The organism is Nonomuraea sp. NPDC052129 (genome assembly GCF_040680095.1).
Lineage (GTDB): Bacteria > Actinomycetota > Actinomycetes > Streptosporangiales > Streptosporangiaceae > Nonomuraea.
Window position 1 is genome coordinate 88,585 of the sequence record NZ_JBFAVX010000034.1, and the last position, 16,619, is coordinate 105,203.

Genomic DNA, 16,619 nt, shown 5'->3' on the forward strand with positions numbered 1-16,619 from the left:
GAAGGGTGCTCCGATCATGAGAAGGTGTGCGCGGTCAGCCCTTGACGCTGCCGGCGAGGATTCCGCTGATGAAGTGGCGCTGCAGCAGGATGAAGATCACCAGCAGCGGCAGCATGGCGATGCTGCCGGCGGCGAGCAGCTCACCCCAGACGGTGGCGAAGTCGGCGCCGACGCGGTTGCCGGTGACGTTCTGCGCCAGGGTCGACAGCACCACCTGGACCGTCTGGTGCGCGGTGTCGTTGACGGCGACGACCGGCCAGACGAAGTCGTTGTAGATGTTCATGGTGGTCAGCACGGCCAGCGCGGCCAGGCCGGGCCGGATCACCGGGATGACGACCCGGGCGAAGACCCCGAACTCGCTCGCGCCGTCCACCCGCCCGGCGTCGAGCAGTTCGTCCGGGATGGCGGCGATGACCTGGCGCATCCAGAAGATGCTGAAGGCGTCGACGCTGCCCGGCAGGATCAGCGCCTGGTAGGTGTTGACCCAGCCCAGCGAGCTCATCTCCAGCAGCAGCGGGATGATCAGCACCAGGGTCGGCAGCATCAGCGTGAGCATCACCACCCCGAACAGCGCGTTCTTGCCGGGGAAGGTGTACTTGGCGAAGGCGTAGCCGGCCAGCGGGCAGAACACCATCGTCATCGCGCCCTTGACCGCCAGGACCAGCGCGGTGTTCACGAAGCCGGTGCCGATCGGCACGTCGGCGAACATCGCCCGATAGTTGTCCAGCGTCGGGCCGCCCACCGACAGCGGGCTGGTGATGATCTCGGCGGCGGGCTTGAGCGAGGAGCTGAGCGCCCACCAGATCGGGTACAGGAACGCGACGGCGAGCAGCGCAAGCACCACGTACTGCACCGGACCGGGCCTGGCCTGCTTCATAACACCTCGTCTTTCGGGCGCAGCAGCCGGACCGCGCCCAGCGACAGGCCGAACACCAGCAGCACCAGCAGGAAGGAGTTGGCGGCACCGGTGCCCAGGTCGGATGCCGAGATGTGGTCGTAGAGGTAGAGGCCGGCCGTGGTGGTGGAGCCGTAGGGGCCGCCCTCGGTGACCACGTACGGCTCGGCGAACATCTGGAAGACCGCCAGCGTCTGCACGACCAGCAGGAAGGCGATGCTGCGTCGGACGAGCGGCACGGTCAGCGACCAGAACTGCCGCCACCGCGAGGCGCCGTCGATCGAGGCGGCCTCGTACACGGCACCCGGTACGGCCTGCAGCCCGGCGAGCAGGATGATGATCGCGAATCCGGTGGTCTTCCACAGGAACAGCAGCGCGAGCGTCGGCTTGGCCCAGGCGGTGGAGGTCAGCCAGCCGACGGCGGGCAGGCCCACCAGCCCGAGCGCGTGGTTGACCAGCCCGTAGTCCTCGTCGAACACCACGATCCACACCTGCGCCATGGCCACCAGCGGCGTGACGAACGGCGCGATGAAGGCGACCCTGAACAGCCCGCGCAGCCGCAGTCGCGCGTTGGCCAGCAGCACCGCCGCGCCCAGCCCGGCGATGACCTGGACCGGCACGATCAGCAGCCACATCACCGCGCTGTTGCCGAGCGAGGCCCAGAAGTCGGGGTTGGTCAGCAGGTAGACGTAGTTGCCCACGCCGACCCAGGTGGCCTCGCCCGCGCCGCGCCAGCGGGTGAAACTGAGGCGCAGCGCGTAGATCAGCGGGTAGACGCCGAAGGCCGCGAAGACCGCGAAGAACGGCGCGATGAACAGGTACGGCGAGAGCCGGGGCAGGCGCCGTGAGCCGGTGGCGGCCCGCCCGGCCGTCGTGGCGGTGAGAGTCGACATCAGGCCCGGTCGATCAGGTTGCGCTGGATCTTCTTGGCCGACTCGGCGATCACGTCGTCGGGGGACATCTTCCCCTCGATCAGGCGCTGGGTGTTGTCACCGAGATAGTCCACGGACTGGGCCCACCACACGGGGATCGGCGCGGCGGCCGGGATGGTGGCGGCGGCCTCGACGGCGACCTTCCACAGGTCCTGGCCGCCGAGCGCGTCGATCGGCTTGAACAGCGGCTTGTCCGGCTTGAGCGCCGGGGTGAAGGAGGGTACGGAGGTGGACAGGCCACCGGGGTAGATGCTGTTGGGGCCGTAGACGGCGGTGCAGCCGGGCTCGGTGAAGCACAGGAACTCGTACAGCAGCCAGGCCAGGTCGGGGTTCTTCGCCTTGGCGGGGATGATGAAGCTGCTGCCGCCCATGGCGCCGCTGCGGGCGCCGCCGGGCGTCCACGCGGGCAGGGGCGCGGCCCGCCACTTGCCCTTGGTGGCCTTGAGCAGTTGCTGCGGCGCGAACGACCACCAGATCGCCCACGGGACGAACACCTGCTGCCCGCTGTCGAGGGTGTTGATGTCGGCCGCTTCCAGGTAGGGAGCGTGGGTGACCAGGTCGCCCTTGACCGCGTCCTGGATCCAGGTCAGGGTCCGCCGGTACTCGGCCGACTCCAGCCGGAGCTTGCCCTGCGCGTCGGCGAGGCTCGTGCCCTGCTGGTTGGCCAGCATCTCCAGCCAGAGCTGGCCGAGGAACGGGTTCTTGTCCAGGTGGATGGGCTTGGTCTTCGGGTCCTTCTCCTTGATCGTCCGGGCCGCGGTCAGCAGGTCGTCGTAGGTGCCGATCCCGGCCGGGTCGACGCCGGCGTCCTGGAGGATGTCCTCGCGGTACCAGAGCAGGCCGGGGTCCAGGTCCCACGGCACGCCGAAGATCTTGCCGCCGACGGTGTTGACGGACAGCTTGTACGGGGCGACCTTGTCGCGGTAGGGGGCGATCAGGTCGGTCAGGTCGTACAGGTGCTCGGACTGGCCGCCGATCTTGGCGTCGTCCCAGAAGCTGCCGTCCGGCACATCGGTGCCGCTGATCAGGGTGTTGGCCAGCTTGGCGTCGATGTCGACGGCCAGGTGGTTCACCTTGACCCCGGGATAGGCCTCCCGGAACTTGCCGATCGCCGCGTCGAATACCTTGAACAAGTCACCGGACCGGTTCCAGATCGTGATCTCGCCCTTGGCGGACGTGGACGCCGTGACGGTGGGCTTGGCCAGCTTGCTCGGTGCCGCGCTGGTGCTGCCGCCGGGAGCGCAGGCGCCGGCCGCGGCCAGCGCGCCGATTCCGAGCGCTCCCTTGAGGAAGCCGCGGCGGGCCATGGCGGGTGTGGACATCTCTACTCCTCGGGCGGGGGTACGGCGCGGCTTTCGGAAATCGCTCTGCAACGATGCAGACATCATGCATACTCCTCTGCAACGATGCAAGAGTGAGTTATGATCACACCAACCGCAGAGGAGGAACATGGCCCGTCCAACGTTGCGTGACGTCGCCAAGCGGGCGAACGTCTCGATCCGCACGGTGTCCAACGTGGTCAACGGCTACGCGCCGGTCTCCGACGAGCTGCGGGCCCGGGTGCAGGTCGTGCTGGACGAGGTGGGTTACCGGCCCAACCTGATCGCCCGCAACCTCAAGCAGGGCCGCACCGGGATGATCGGCCTGGTCGTTCCCGAGCTGGACGTCCCCTACTTCGCCGAGCTGGTGCGCGAGGTGATCACCGCGGCCCGGGCGCACGGCTACGTCGTGATGGTCGACCAGACCGACGGCGACGCCGAGCGGGAGCGTGAGCTGCTGGCCCGTGACTCGCGGGCCAGCATGTTCGACGGCCTGCTGCTGAGCCCGCTGGCCATCTCCGCCGAGGAGCTGCGCGGCCGGGGCAACCGGGTCCCGATCGTGCTGCTCGGCGAGCACATCTTCAACGGCAGCTTCCACCACGTCGCCATCGACAACGTCGCCGCCGCCCGTACGGCCACCGGGCACCTGCTGGAGCAGGGCCGCCGCCGCGTCGCCGCCATAGGCGATCAGCCGTACGCGACCGGCGAGACCGCGCAGCTGCGCACGTCCGGCTACCGGCAGGCGCACGCCCGGATGGGGCTGGACGTCGACGAGCGGCTCATCGTCCCGACTCCGCGCTTCCACCGGCGTCTGGGCCTGGAGGCGATGGAGCGCCTGCTCGCGCTGCCCGACCCGCCCGACGCCGTCTTCTGCTACAACGACCTGCTCGCCCTCGGCGCTATGCGCGCCCTGAACAGGGCCGGGCGCCGCATTCCTGACGACGTCGCGGTGGTCGGCATCGACGACATCGAGGAGGGCCAGTACAGCACGCCCAGCCTCACCACGGTCGCCCCGGACAAGGCGGAGATCGCCCGGCTGGCGGTGGGCGTCCTCATCGAGTCGATCAACGGCTCGGGCGCCGCACCGTCGGAGATCGTCGTCCCCCACCGCCTCATCGTCCGGGAGAGCACCGCTCTCTGACCGGGCCTAGTCTTTCCTATCGGGGTCGGAACGCCACAACGACATCCTCGCGGCGCAAAGCGCGGTGGACGGTGCCGAGACTAGGGTCTCAGCATGGGCGCGGGAGATGAAAATCCAGGTCACAAGCCCTTTCGGCGGGCAGGATATGGACGCTCGGGGTGTTCTAACGTGGAGAGCGGGGGCAGCACCCGCCCCCGCTGACACCAGAATCCCACGGAGAACACCATGTCTATTCTGTGCTTCTTCGGCATGATCCGCCCGCCCTATCCTGCGCCTCCGGATCTGTCCAGTGACAGCAGTGGTGCGGCGCTCGCGCGCCGCCGTCGCCGCCACCGCCGTTGAGCTCAACGCTCCACCCAAAAAGATAGACGCTCGGCAGGGAAAGCCCCTCGCCGGGCGTCTCGCTGTGCTTCCCCCAGACGGCACGGAATTTTGTGATCGGGAAGATGAATGCGCCAGGCGCCGCCTCAGCAGGAGAACGGGGTGACCCTGATCACCGGTGACCGGGTCGTGGTCACCGGGCCGGGGCACCGTGTGGAGCCCGGTCCCGGCAGGCAGGCGGACTTCACGAGCCAGGTGCTCGGAGGCCACCTGTACGTGATACCCGCCGACGCCACGCCGCTGATCGCCCAGGGTGTGCTGGACCGTCGGCTGTTCGATGTCACCCAGCTCCTGGTCTGGAAGTACGGCGACGCCGACACCCCCGACATACCCGTGATCTCGCAGGGGATCGCTGGGCAGGCCGTCGCACCGCAGGGCGCCCAGCGGGTCCGGCAGTTATCCAGCCTCGGGATGAGCGCGGCGCGCGTGCCGAGGCGAACGCCGCCCAGACCTGGAAGGACCTGACGGGCGGCGGCGCCCGCGCCCTGACGGTGGGCCGTACCAAGCTGTGGCTGGACGGCCGCAGGTCGTTCTCGCTGGACGAGAGCGTCAAGCAGATCGGTGCCCCGCAGGCGTGGCAGCAGGGCATGACGGGCAAGGGTGTCACTGTCGCGGTCCTTGACTCCGGCTACGACCCCGACCATCCGGACCTGAAGGACGCGGTACAGCAGGAGCGCAACTTCAGCGACGACCCCGACATCCGCGACTCCATCGGCCACGGCACTCATGTCGCCTCGATCGTGGCGGGAAGGGATCAGAAGTATCGGGGCGTGGCGCCCGAGGCGAAGCTGGCCATCGGGAAGGTGGGCGGCGCTGCGGGCCCGACCGATTCGGCCATCCTCGCCGGTATGGAGTGGGCGGCCGTCGAGATCAAGGCCAAAGTCGTCAACATGAGCTTCGGCGACGTGGACGCTCCCGATCTGGACCCGCTGGAGCAGGCCGTCAACACCCTTTCTGAGCGGACCGGCACGCTGTTCGTCGCGGCGGCGGGAAATGACGGCGCCCGCGGTAGGGTGCTCAGCCCCGGTAGCGCTGAGGCGGCGCTGACTGTGGGCGCGGTGGACAAAAAGGGTATCCTTGCCGAGTTCTCCAGCCCCGGGCGGCGAGTGAGTGATCACGCGATCAAACCCGAGGTGACCGCGCCGGGCGTGAACATCGTCGCCGCGGCCGCCGCGGGCACCGCCGACGGCCTCCACCGGTCGTTCAGCGGCACCTCCATGGCCAGCCCGCACGTGGCGGGAGCGGCGGCGATCCTGGCTCAGCGCCACCCGGAGTGGACGGGCGCGCAGCTCAAGGCCGCGCTGATCGGCAGCGCCGCGCCCGCTCAGGGCCCGACGCTCTATCAGCAGGGAGCCGGGCTGATCGACCTGGAACGCGTGCTGAAGCAGCAGGTCACGGTCGCGCAGGGCAACCTCTGGGCGGCCTTCCCCTGGAACGCCGCCGGCGAGCGGGTCACCACCAAAACGATCACATACACCAATGCGAGCGACGCTTCGGTCACCCTCGACCTGTCGGCTCAGGGCGAGGTGCTGAAGCTGCCGGCCGATCAGGTCACGGTCCCGGCCAAGGGCGAGGCCTCGGTCACGCTCACCATCGACGCCGGCGGCAAGGCGCCGGGCGACTATCCGGGAACGGTCACCGCCAAGTCGGGTGAGACGGTGGTCCGCACGCTGGCCGGCGCCTACGTCGAGCCCGAGTCCTACGACGTCACGCTCACCGTCGTCGGCAAGCAGGGCCAGCCCATCAACCCCATGCAGAGCCAGATCTACGACGCGAAGACCGGAGCCGTCCACCAGCCGGCCTTCCGGGACGGCGTGGCCAAGGTAAGACTGCCCGAGGGCGACTGGAGCCTCTACACCGAGATCGCGGAGAGGATCGACGGAAAGCGGATCATAACGATTGCCGACCCCGCGCTGAAGATCGACGGCGGCGACCAGAAGCTGACAGTGGACGCGCGCCAGGGCAAGGCGGCCAAGATCATGCTTGACGATCCGAGCGCCGAGATTCAGCGCGGTTACGCCCTCGGGGTGACCCACGGCGCATGGAACGCGCAGGCAGGTCCCGCACTCGGCGCTGTCCACCGGCGTGGAGTCCGTTTGGACGTTCCCGTCCGCGACCACCGCCAAGGCGCAGCCGCTGCCGCTGACCGCGGTCCGGTACAACCCCGAGGGCCTGGACGCGTCTAACCCCGCCAAGCCGGGCAGCGTGACCCGCCTGCCCCTCCGGATCGAGCGCAACGCCGGGTCCGCGCCGGTGAAGGCGAAGTCGGTCGGGCTGGAGATGTCCGTCGACGACGGCGCGAACTGGCGCAAGATCCCGGTCGTCCGCACCGGCTCGGGCTGGTCCGCCAGCGTGCCGAACCCGGGTGAGGCCGGGTTCGGCACGCTCCGCGCGGTGGTGACCGACGCGGAGGGCATCGGACTGACCCAGACGATCACCCGCGCCTACGCCATCGGCTGACCGGCGACCACACCACCCAGGCTCGGCCCCTCATCGGCCGGGCCTGGGAACCCCCCTGCCGCTTCGGCGGGGTCGGCCGCGGCGGGCCGCCGTCGGTGTCTTGTCAGGTGGTGGGTCGTGGATGAAGATCTGCGCGACGGCTCTCTGGCGGGGGTGGCGGGACGTGAGCGGCAGGTTATGGACGGTGACGGCCCTGGTGGTGGCGGTCATCGTGACCGTCTCGTCTTGCGACGCTGACGCCCCGCCGAAGAACACGCCCAAGCCCTCCGCCGCAGGCTCGCTCGCGCCGAATTCGCCGCCTTCCCCCAGCCAGCCGAGCAGCCGGCCGACCAGCCAGCCGACCCCCTGGGCGGCCGGGCGCTGCCTTGACGTTCAGGCGCCCAAGCCGGACAGCCAGGTCCCCGCGCTGGTCGACTGCGCCTTCGTGACGGCCGGGGCCCAGATCACCAAGCTCGTCTACCAGGGCAACGGGCCGGTGGAGTGCCCGAAGGACAGCGACGGACTGCTGGACACCCCGGCCGGTCAGGAGCCGCGCACGGCCTGCCTGCGCAACCGCCGCGCCCCGCATCCGGGGGACGTCGGCAAGGGCGGCGGGCTCCTGCGCGTCGGCGACTGCACGCTCATCGAGGACGATCCCGTCGTCACCGTCGAGGAGCGGGCCTGCTACGACGCCCACGGCCCCGGCCGGATCAGGTCCTTCACCAAGACGAAGAAGGCGTGCACGCGCAAGATCTGGTCCTACGCCTACAAATGGCAGGGCTCTTACGTGTGCGTCGGTCCGGGTGAGGACGCCAAGGAGGTCGGTCCGCAGTACGCGCTCGCGAGCTGTCTGACCGCGCCCAAGACCAAGAAGCGCAAGACGGTCTTCGGCACCGAGAACTCCATCGTCGGCGGGCTGAAGAAGGTGTCCTGCAAGCTCAAGAAGGCGTGGGGGAAGGTCGTCGGGCACGTCAGCATCGAGTTCGAGTGTCGGCGGCCGGCCGACTACTCGGTGACGAGCTCGACCACCACGCTGTACGGGCTGGCCCACGGCCCCGATCCCTACCCGGCGATCACCTGCATCCGGAGACTCTGACCGCGTCTGAGGCGAGGCCCAGCGCTCTCCCCGGCACCGCCACGCCATCTTCCTTTGTTTGGCTGGCATCTAAACTAATGAACGACCGTTGACGTTTGTTGGTTGGGACGGAAAACTAACTCGCGAGCCGTGCCGGTCACTTGAAGGAGCCTTCATGCCCTACCGCCCGCCCCTGGTCGCGCACGAGTACTTTGTCGCCGACCCGCCGGAGCTGCCGGTCCGCATACGGGGCGAACAGGGCCTGTCCGCGTTGACCGCCGCCGAGCCGGTGGCCGTGGACGACTCCGGAGTGACGCTGAAGGGCATCACCTCGGCGGAGGAGAGCCTGGTCGTACAGGTGCGGGTGGCGGGCGAAGGGGTGATCCGGGTCCGGCTCGGCCAGGACGTGGACGCCCGCACCCGCTCGGCCCGGGCGACCTCCCTGGTGACACCGGGCACTTACGCGGGAGCCCGGGTGGAGACCTGGCCCGGCGGGCTGACCATCGACGCGGGCTCGTTGCGCGCGGAGATCACCCTGGACCCGTGGCGGCTGCGGTTCACCGACGCGGCGGGCGCCACGCTGGTGGAGCAGGACCGGGGGCACACCGACATCAGCGGGCGGCTGCGTACGCTGCCGTTCGGCCGCTCCCACGCCGACGGCGTCACGGTGGCCTACCACGAGAGCTTCGCCGCGCCGGCCGACGAGGCGTTCACCGGGTTCGGGGAGTCGTTCACCCCGCTCGACAAGCGCGGCCAGCGGCCCGTCATGTGGAACTTCGACGCCTTCGGCGCCGAGTCGCAGCGCGCCTACAAGAACGTGCCCTTCTACCAGTCGAGCAGGGGATACGGCATCGTCGTCGACAGCGGGGCGCCGACGGAGTTCGACGTCTGCCAGTCCACGCACAGCGTCGTGCAGATCGTCGTCCCCGACGACCTGATCGACTACTACGTGATCGCCGGGCCGACGCCGCCGGAGATCCTCGACCGCTACGACCGGCTGACCTGCCGTCCGGCGCTGCCGCCGAAGTGGGCGTTCGGCACCTGGATCTCCTCGGGCTTCTTCGTGGACAGCCAGGAGCGGGTCATGACGCGGGCCCGGAAGATCCGCGAGCGCGGCATCCCGTGCGACGTGCTGCACCTGGACACCTATTGGCAGACCGACGGCCACTGGTCGGACCTGCGCTGGGACGAGGCGCGTTTCCCCGACCCGGCCGGGATGCTCGCCGAGCTCGACGGGATGGGCTTCAAGGTCTGCCTCTGGATGAACCCCTACATCTCCCACCTGAGCCCAGCTTTCCCCCAAGCCGCCGAAGCCGGATATTTCCTGAAAAATCAGGAGGGGGAGGCGTACGTCGCCGACTGCTGGCACGGCTCCTATCCGGCCTGCGGCATCGTCGACTTCACCAACCCGGCCGCCGTCGAATGGTTCCAGGGGCTGCTGCGCCCCCTGCTCCAGCAGGGCGCGCAGGCGTTCAAGACCGACTTCGCCGAGGGCGTGCCGCACGACGCGACGGCCTTCAACGGCATGACCGGCACCGACCTGCACAACGTCTACACGCTGCTGTTCAACGACGCCGTCGCCGAGGTGACCCGCGAGGTCAAGGGACACGGCCTGGTCTGGGCCCGCTCGTCGTTCCTGGGCGGCCAGCGGCACTCGGCCCAGTGGAGCGGCGACACCTTCACCAGCTACCCGGCGATGGGCAGCACGCTGCGCGGCGGCCTGGCCCACGGCCTGTCGGGCGTGCCGTTCTGGAGCCACGACGCGGGCGGCTTCACCGGCCGCCCGGCCGACGACCTCTACGTCCGCTGGACCCAGTTCGGCGCGCTGTCCCCGCTGCTGCGACTGCACGGCACCACCAGCCGTGAGCCGTGGGAGTTTCCCGAGGTGGAGGCCGAGGCGGTGGCCGCGCTGCGGCTGAGGTACCGGCTCATGCCGTACCTCTACTCGGCGGCCGTGGACGCCGCGCGGACCGGCGCGCCGATGATGCGGGCGCTGTGCGTCGACCATCCGGGCGACCCCGTCGCCTGGCGGGCCGACCTGGAGTATCTGCTCGGCCGCGACCTGCTGGTCGCGCCCATGACCACGCCCGACGGCACCCGGCAGGTGTACCTGCCCGAGGGCCGGTGGGTCGACTACTGGACCGGGGAGCTGATGGAGGGCGGGCGCTACCGCGCCGTCTCGGCGCCGCTGGAGCGGATCCCGCTGTTCGTCCGGTACGGCGCGCTCATCCCGGTCACCACGCCTGGGGACACCGTGGACGTCCCCTCGGAGATCACCCTTGTCGCCTTCGGGGGCGGCGACAGCCGTAGCACGGTCCACGATCTCGACGGCGAGACCGTCGTCGAGGCCACCCGCGACGGCGACACCCTGCACGTCACCGTCACCGGTCCGAAGCGGGTCGCCGGGGTCGAGTTCGCCCCGGTGGCGGGCGCCCCGGTCCGGGCGGTCATCACCTCCCAGGAGACACCATGATCAAGCTGAGAAGTGCCGCGGCGGCGCTCGCCGTCGCGGCATTGACCCTGACCGCCTGCGGCTCCGGCTCCGACGGGCAGCAGCCCGCCGCCAGCGGCCAGCCGCGCGTGCTCAAACTGTGGCACTACGAGAGCGCCGAAGGCGCGATGGGCAAGGCCTGGGCGGCGGCGATCAAGAAGTTCGAGTCGACCCACCCGGGCGTGACGGTGAAGTTCGAGGAGAAGGGCTTCGAGCAGATCCAGAAGACGGCCAGCATGGTGCTCAACTCCGACGAGGCGCCCGACGTCATGGAGTACAACAAGGGCAACGCCACCGCCGGATTGCTGTCGAAGCAGGGCCTGCTGACGGACCTGTCGGAGCAGGCGACCAAGCGCGGCTGGGACAAGCTGCTGTCGGCCAGCCTGCAGACCACGGCCAAGTATGACGACCGGGGCATCATGGGCTCCGGCAAGTGGTTCGGCGTGCCGAACTACGGCGAATACGTGATGGTCTACTACAACAAGGACCTGTTCAAGAAGAACGGCGTCACGGTGCCGACCACGTTCGAGGAGTTCACCGCCGCGCTGGACAAGTTCGCCAAGGCCGGCGTCACGCCCATCTCCACCGCCGGGGCCGAATATCCCGCCCAGCAGATCTTCTACCTGCTCGCGCTGAGCAAGGCCAACCGGGCCTGGGTCGACTCCTACGAGCTCTACAAGGGCAAGGTCAACTTCCACGGCCCCGAGCTCACCTATGCCGCCGACACGCTGGCCGACTGGGTGAAGAAGGGCTACATCGCCAAGGACTCGGCCGGCATCAAGGCCGAGGACATGGCCACCGCGTTCATCGGCGGCAAGTTCCCGATCATGGTGTCCGGCAGCTGGTGGTACGGCCGGTTCCAGACGGAGATCAAGAAGTTCGAGTGGGGCTCGTTCCTGTGGCCCGGCAACCAGCTCGCCCCCGGCTCCAGCGGCAACATCTGGGTCGTCCCCGAGAAGTCCAAGAACAAGGACCTGGCCTACGACTTCATCGACATCACGATGAGCAAGGAGATCCAGAACCTGCTCGGCAACTCCGGCGGCGTCCCCGTCGCGGCCGACCCGGCCGCCATCACCGACCCCAAGAGCAAGGAGCTCATCGACAACTTCAACAAGCTCACCTCGCAGGACCAGCTGGCCTTCTACCCCGACTGGCCGGCCCCCGGCTACTACGACGTCCTCGTGGCCGGCGTCCAGAACCTCATCAACGGCAGCAAGCCCCCGGCGAAGGTCCTCGACGAGATCGCCCAGCCGTACAACGAGAACCTCGCCGACCTTGGCAACTAGAACCCGAGCGGAGCGCGGCTACTGGCCGTACCTGATCCCCAGCGCGGTGCTGTTCACCGCGGTCATCGTCGTGCCGTTCGTGATGAATGTCGCGACGAGCTTCACCCGCTGGTCGGGGGTGGGCACACCCACCTGGATCGGTACGCAGAACTACGTCCGGCTGTTCGCGGACGAGCGGTTCTGGACGTCGTTCCGCAACAACGTGGGGCTGATCGTCGCGATGGCGATCATCCCCACGGTGATCGGGCTGGTGCTGGCCGCCGCGCTGTTCGACTACATCGGCAAGAGGTTCGGCCCCCGCACGGCCTCGGCTCTGCGGGCGGCCTACTACCTGCCGCAGGTGCTGCCCGTCGCGGTGGCCGGGGTGGTGTGGGGCTGGATGCTGCACCCGACCTACGGCGCGGTCAACCAGATCTTCGGGCTGAAGGTCAACTGGCTCGGCGATCCCGACTTCGCGCTGGCCACCGTGATGGCGGTGATGGTGTGGTTCCAGCTCGGCTACCCGGTCGTCATCTTCATGGCCGGGCTGCAGCGGGCCGACCCGGCCCTGCACGAGGCGGCGGAGATCGACGGGGCCTCGTGGTGGCGCAGGTTCTGGCACATCACGATCCCGCAGATCCGTCCTGAGATCTTCGTCGTCCTGCTGACCTGCACGATCGCCGCGCTCAAGGTGTTCGGGCCGATCTTCGTGCTCACCAGGGGAGGGCCGGGCAACGCCACGATGGTGCCCTCGTACTTCTCCTACCTGAACTTCTTCCAGAAGGCCAACATCGGCTACGGCTCGGCCATCGCCACCGTCCTGGCGCTGATCATCGTCGTGGTGACCTCGGCCTTCCTGTTCCTCCAGGAGCGGAAGCCGTGAGACGCTACCCGATCCTGGCCGCGCTGACGGTGCTCGCCGTCGTCATGCTGTTCCCGTTCGTCATCGTCACCTTCAACGCCTTCAAGACGCCCGCCGAGTATTCGGCGGGCAGCCCGCTGAGCCCGCCGCAGGGCCTGAACCTGGACGGGATCATCGCGTTCTGGACCCGGGTCGACTTCGGCGAGAAGCTCCTCAACAGCCTGGTGATCAGCGGCTCCGTCGCCGTGCTCGCCGTGCTGCTGTCGGTGCTCAACGCCTACGCCCTCGGCATCGGCCGGGTACGCGGCCGGCTGTGGATCCTCGTGCTGTTCCTGGTGGCCAACACGCTGCCGCAGGAGGCGCTGGCCTACCCGCTCTACTACCTGGCCAAGGCGGCCGGCCTGTACGACTCCAAGCTGTCGGTGATCATCGTGTTCACCGTCATCCAGGCCGCCTTCGGCACCTACCTGCTCAGCGCCGTGCTCGGCCAGTTCCCGAAGGAGATCCTCGAGGCGGCGCGGATGGACGGCGCGGGGCGCTTCCTGGCGCTGTGGCGGATCGTCGTCCCGATCAGCAGGCCCACGCTGTCGGTCCTGGTGATCTTCTTCTTCATCTGGACCTGGAACGAGTTCTTCCTTCCGCTCATCTTCCTGGTCTCCAACGACACCCAGACGGTGCCGGTCGCCCTCGGCGTGCTGCAGGGCGAGAAGTACATGGACGCCACCATGTCCAGCGCCTCGGCGCTGCTCGGCATCGTCCCGGCCGTCGCGTTCTTCCTCATCTTCCAGCGGACGCTGACCAGGGGCATCACGGTCGGCGCCATCAAGTAGGAGCTTCCGAATGAAGCGATTCCTGGCGGCCGCCCTATTAGCGGTCACCATGGGCGCGGCGCCCGTCAACGCCGTGCCCGTCCATGCCGCGGCGACCCTGCCGTACCAGGACCCGGCCGTGCCGCTCGACCAGCGCGTCGGCGACCTCCTGGGCCGGCTCACCCTCGACGAGAAGATCTCGCTGCTGCACCAGTCGCAGCCGGCGATCCCCAGGCTCGGCCTGCCGTACTTCAAGGCCGGGACCGAGGCGCTGCACGGCGTCGCCTGGTCCAACGACCACAACGACGCCTGGAACCAGAAGCTGGCCAGCGGCACCGTCTTCCCGCAGGCCGTCGGCCTGGCCAGCACCTGGGACCCGGAGCTGATCAAGCGGGTCGGCTCGGCCGTGGGCGACGAGGTGCGCGGCTACAACGCCATCGACCCGGTCCTGTGGGGCACCCAGGTGTGGGCGCCGGTGGTCAACCTGCTGCGCGACCCGCGCTGGGGCCGCAACGAGGAAGGCTACTCGGAGGACCCGCTGCTGACCGGCGCCATCTCCACCGCCTATGGCAAGGGCCTGTCCGGCGACGACCCCGTCTACCTCAAGACCGCGCCGGTGCTCAAGCACTACCTGGCCAACAACAACGAGTATCTGCGCGGCCTGACCTCCTCCAACCTGCGGCCGAGGATCAAGCACGAGTACGACGAGGCCGCGTTCAAGCCGGCCATCTCCAACGACGCCGCCACCGGCGTGATGGCCTCCTACAACCTGGTCAACGGACGGCCGAACACCGTCAACCCCGACCTCGACGCGGTCGTCCGCTCGTGGACGGCCAAGGACCTCTACAACGTGAGCGACGCCTGGGCGCCGGACGCGCTGCAGGAGTACGAGCACTACTACGACACCAAGCCCGAGGCCGTCGCCGCGACGCTCAAGGCGGGCCTGGACAGCTTCACGGTCAACAACGACGACCCCTCCCTCATGACCGCGAACATCAAGTCCGCCCTCTCCCAAGGGCTGATCACCGAGGCCGACATCGACCGGGCCGTGCGGCACGTGCTGTCGATCAGGATCCGGCTCGGCCAGCTCGACCCCGACGGCGGACCGTACGCGAAGATCACCAAGGATGTGATCAACTCGGCGGCGAACCAGCGGCTCAACCGGCAGACCGCGGGCGAGGCGATGGTCCTGCTGGAGAACTCCGGCAAGACGCTGCCGCTCTCGCCTGGCCTGAAGAAGGTCGCGGTGCTCGGGCCGTTGCAGGACACTCTCTTCAGCGACTGGTACGGCGGCACCATGCCGTACCAGGTGACCCCGCTGGCCGGCATCAAGGAGCGGCTCGGCGCGAGGGCGGCCGTGACCGGCGCCGACGCGCTCGACCGGATCGCGCTCAAGGACCTGGCCAGCGGCAAGTACGTCACCGCGACCGGCACCACGGGCCAGAGCGTCGTCGTCTCCGACACCGCGCCCGGCGGCGCCTCGACCTGGGACCAGACCGACTGGACCGGCGACGTCTCGACCCTGCGCAACGTGGGCAACGGCAAGCTGCTGACCGGCAACTTCGGGCCGTACGTCACCAACTCCGACGTCCCGGGCGGCTGGTTCGTCCAGCAGCAGTTCCGGCTGGAGGCTCAGGCGGACGGCACGTACCTGATCCAGTACGTCGGCTACGAGGTCAACGAGGGCTGGTGGCCCTTCCCCGAGCACTACGTGACCGTCGGCGCGGACGGCACGCTCGGCACCGGGACGAAGGCCGCCGCGGCGCACTTCGCCAGGGAGGTCGTCCAGAGCGGCGCCAAGACCGCGGCGGCGGCGGCCAAGGGCGCCGACGCGGCGGTGGTCGTGGTCGGCAGCAACCCGTTCGTCTACGGCCGCGAGAACCACGACCGCTCCAGCCTCGCGCTCGGCCAGGGCCAGCAGGAGCTGATCAAGGCCGTCCGGGCGGCCAACCCCAACACCGTGGTCGTCCTGGAGGACAGCTACCCGACCACGATGAACGTGGACACCCCGGCCCTGCTCTGGACCACCCACGCGGGCGCCGAGACCGGGCACGCCGTGGCCGACGTGCTCTTCGGCGACCGCAACCCGGCGGGCCGGCTCACCCAGACGTGGTATCGCTCCGACGACCTGCCGGACATCCTGGACTACGACCTCACCAAGACCGGGATGACCTACCTCTATCACCGGGGCGACCCGCGCTACGCCTTCGGCCACGGCCTCAGCTACACCACCTTCGGCTACCGGGGCCTGAAGGTGACCCCGCGCGGCGACTCCTACGACGTCACCGTCAAGGTCACCAACACCGGGTCGCGGGCCGGTGACGAGGTCGTCCAGCTCTACACCCACCAGCAGAGCTCGCGCGTCACCCAGCCGGTCAAGCAGCTGCGCGGCTTCACCCGCCTCACGCTGCGCCCCGGCGAGAGCCGTACGGTGAAGCTGACCGTCAAGAAGGCCGACCTGGCCCTGTGGGACGTCACCCGCGGCAAGTGGACCGTGGAGACGGCCACCCACGACGTCCTGGTCGGCGGCTCCTCCTCGGCCATCAGGCAGCGCGCGACCCTCCAGGTGAGCGGCGAGCGGATCCCGCCCCGCGACCTGACCAGGAGCACCCGGGCGATCGACTTCGACGACTACTCCGGCGTGGACCTGGTCGACACCTCGAAGGCGAGCGGCGAAGCGATCGGGGCGGTCACGGGCGACTGGCTGAAGTTCGCCGACGCCGACCTGCGTGGCGGGCTCACCGGCATCACCGCGGGCGTGTCCTCGGTGGCGGGCGGCTCCTTCGAGGTTCGCGCGGGCTCCCCGTCGGGCGCGCTGCTGGCCACCGTCGCGGTCCCGGCCACCGGCGGGATCTACCAGTACGGCACCGCGTCCGCGACGCTGTCCGGCGCCGGCGGGATCCGGGACCTCTACCTGGTCTTCAAGGGCGACCTGCGGATCAAGGACCTGACCCTCACCAAGTAAGTTTGGTTAATAACCAAACTATTGACCTCACTCGGAGGCTGTGTG

13 protein-coding genes are annotated in these 16,619 nt (G+C 69.1%); 10 read left to right on the forward strand and 3 right to left on the reverse strand.

From position 1 onward, the window contains the following. Nucleotides 1–34: 34 nt before the first annotated feature. The 3 genes from AB0L53_RS46690 to AB0L53_RS46700 are packed head-to-tail and all read right to left on the reverse strand — an operon-like array spanning nucleotide 35 to nucleotide 3,149. Nucleotides 35–877 (reverse strand): carbohydrate ABC transporter permease, encoded by an 843-nt coding sequence (locus tag AB0L53_RS46690; RefSeq protein WP_357952753.1) that lies wholly within the window; start codon nucleotides 875–877, stop codon nucleotides 35–37. Further along, nucleotides 874–1,788 (reverse strand): sugar ABC transporter permease, encoded by a 915-nt coding sequence (locus AB0L53_RS46695; protein WP_364009402.1) that lies wholly within the window; start codon nucleotides 1,786–1,788, stop codon nucleotides 874–876. The genes AB0L53_RS46690 and AB0L53_RS46695 overlap by 4 nt, the downstream gene beginning before the upstream one ends. Beyond that, nucleotides 1,788–3,149: an extracellular solute-binding protein gene (locus tag AB0L53_RS46700; RefSeq protein WP_364009405.1), complete on the reverse strand. Its 1,362-nt coding sequence runs from the start codon at nucleotides 3,147–3,149 to the stop codon at nucleotides 1,788–1,790. Before AB0L53_RS46700 ends, AB0L53_RS46695 begins: the two co-directional genes overlap by 1 nt. Nucleotides 3,150–3,276: 127 nt before the next feature. Here AB0L53_RS46700 and AB0L53_RS46705 point away from each other — a divergent pair, with 127 nt between their 5' ends. The 10 genes from AB0L53_RS46705 (at nucleotide 3,277) to AB0L53_RS46750 (ending at nucleotide 16,574) form a co-directional block, all read left to right on the forward strand. Next, nucleotides 3,277–4,287 carry a LacI family DNA-binding transcriptional regulator gene (locus tag AB0L53_RS46705; protein WP_364009408.1) on the forward strand — a complete coding sequence of 337 codons (1,011 nt, stop codon included), beginning with the start codon at nucleotides 3,277–3,279 and terminating at the stop codon, nucleotides 4,285–4,287. Between the two features lie 483 nt (nucleotides 4,288–4,770). Next, nucleotides 4,771–5,133: a hypothetical protein gene (locus tag AB0L53_RS46710; RefSeq protein ID WP_364009411.1), complete on the forward strand. Its 363-nt coding sequence runs from the start codon at nucleotides 4,771–4,773 to the stop codon at nucleotides 5,131–5,133. Between the two features lie 26 nt (nucleotides 5,134–5,159). Continuing rightward, nucleotides 5,160–6,854: a S8 family serine peptidase gene (locus AB0L53_RS46715; protein WP_364009414.1), complete on the forward strand. Its 1,695-nt coding sequence runs from the start codon at nucleotides 5,160–5,162 to the stop codon at nucleotides 6,852–6,854. Nucleotides 6,855–6,873: 19 nt separating this feature from the next. Beyond that, nucleotides 6,874–7,128: a hypothetical protein gene (locus tag AB0L53_RS46720; RefSeq protein WP_364009417.1), complete on the forward strand. Its 255-nt coding sequence runs from the start codon at nucleotides 6,874–6,876 to the stop codon at nucleotides 7,126–7,128. 163 nt (nucleotides 7,129–7,291) lie between these two features. After that, nucleotides 7,292–8,203, forward strand: a complete 912-nt coding sequence (locus AB0L53_RS46725) for a hypothetical protein (protein ID WP_364009420.1) — start codon at nucleotides 7,292–7,294, stop codon at nucleotides 8,201–8,203. A 154-nt stretch (nucleotides 8,204–8,357) separates the two neighbouring features. Next, nucleotides 8,358–10,655, forward strand: a complete 2,298-nt coding sequence (locus AB0L53_RS46730) for a TIM-barrel domain-containing protein (RefSeq protein ID WP_364009423.1) — start codon at nucleotides 8,358–8,360, stop codon at nucleotides 10,653–10,655. After that, nucleotides 10,652–11,959, forward strand: a complete 1,308-nt coding sequence (locus AB0L53_RS46735) for an extracellular solute-binding protein (RefSeq protein ID WP_364009426.1) — start codon at nucleotides 10,652–10,654, stop codon at nucleotides 11,957–11,959. Before AB0L53_RS46730 ends, AB0L53_RS46735 begins: the two co-directional genes overlap by 4 nt. Then, nucleotides 11,949–12,821: a sugar ABC transporter permease gene (locus AB0L53_RS46740; RefSeq protein WP_364009429.1), complete on the forward strand. Its 873-nt coding sequence runs from the start codon at nucleotides 11,949–11,951 to the stop codon at nucleotides 12,819–12,821. Before AB0L53_RS46735 ends, AB0L53_RS46740 begins: the two co-directional genes overlap by 11 nt. Continuing rightward, nucleotides 12,818–13,630 (forward strand): carbohydrate ABC transporter permease, encoded by an 813-nt coding sequence (locus AB0L53_RS46745; RefSeq protein ID WP_364009432.1) that lies wholly within the window; start codon nucleotides 12,818–12,820, stop codon nucleotides 13,628–13,630. The genes AB0L53_RS46740 and AB0L53_RS46745 overlap by 4 nt, the downstream gene beginning before the upstream one ends. 10 nt (nucleotides 13,631–13,640) lie before the next feature. Further along, entirely contained in the window at nucleotides 13,641–16,574 is a 2,934-nt protein-coding gene (locus tag AB0L53_RS46750) for a glycoside hydrolase family 3 C-terminal domain-containing protein (RefSeq protein WP_364009435.1), read from the forward strand. Nucleotides 16,575–16,619 lie beyond the last annotated feature (45 nt).

Excerpts from the sequence above, each read along its gene's own strand:
- AB0L53_RS46695 (WP_364009402.1), bottom strand. The coding sequence starts at position 1,788 with ATGTCGACTCTCACCGCCACGACGGCCGGGCGGGCCGCCACCGGCTCA.
- AB0L53_RS46690 (WP_357952753.1), bottom strand. The coding sequence starts at position 877 with ATGAAGCAGGCCAGGCCCGGTCCGGTGCAGTACGTGGTGCTTGCGCTG.
- AB0L53_RS46705 (WP_364009408.1), top strand. The coding sequence starts at position 3,277 with ATGGCCCGTCCAACGTTGCGTGACGTCGCCAAGCGGGCGAACGTCTCG.
- AB0L53_RS46730 (WP_364009423.1), top strand. The coding sequence starts at position 8,358 with ATGCCCTACCGCCCGCCCCTGGTCGCGCACGAGTACTTTGTCGCCGAC.
- AB0L53_RS46735 (WP_364009426.1), top strand. The coding sequence starts at position 10,652 with ATGATCAAGCTGAGAAGTGCCGCGGCGGCGCTCGCCGTCGCGGCATTG.
- AB0L53_RS46700 (WP_364009405.1), bottom strand. The coding sequence starts at position 3,149 with ATGTCCACACCCGCCATGGCCCGCCGCGGCTTCCTCAAGGGAGCGCTC.
- AB0L53_RS46750 (WP_364009435.1), top strand. The coding sequence starts at position 13,641 with ATGAAGCGATTCCTGGCGGCCGCCCTATTAGCGGTCACCATGGGCGCG.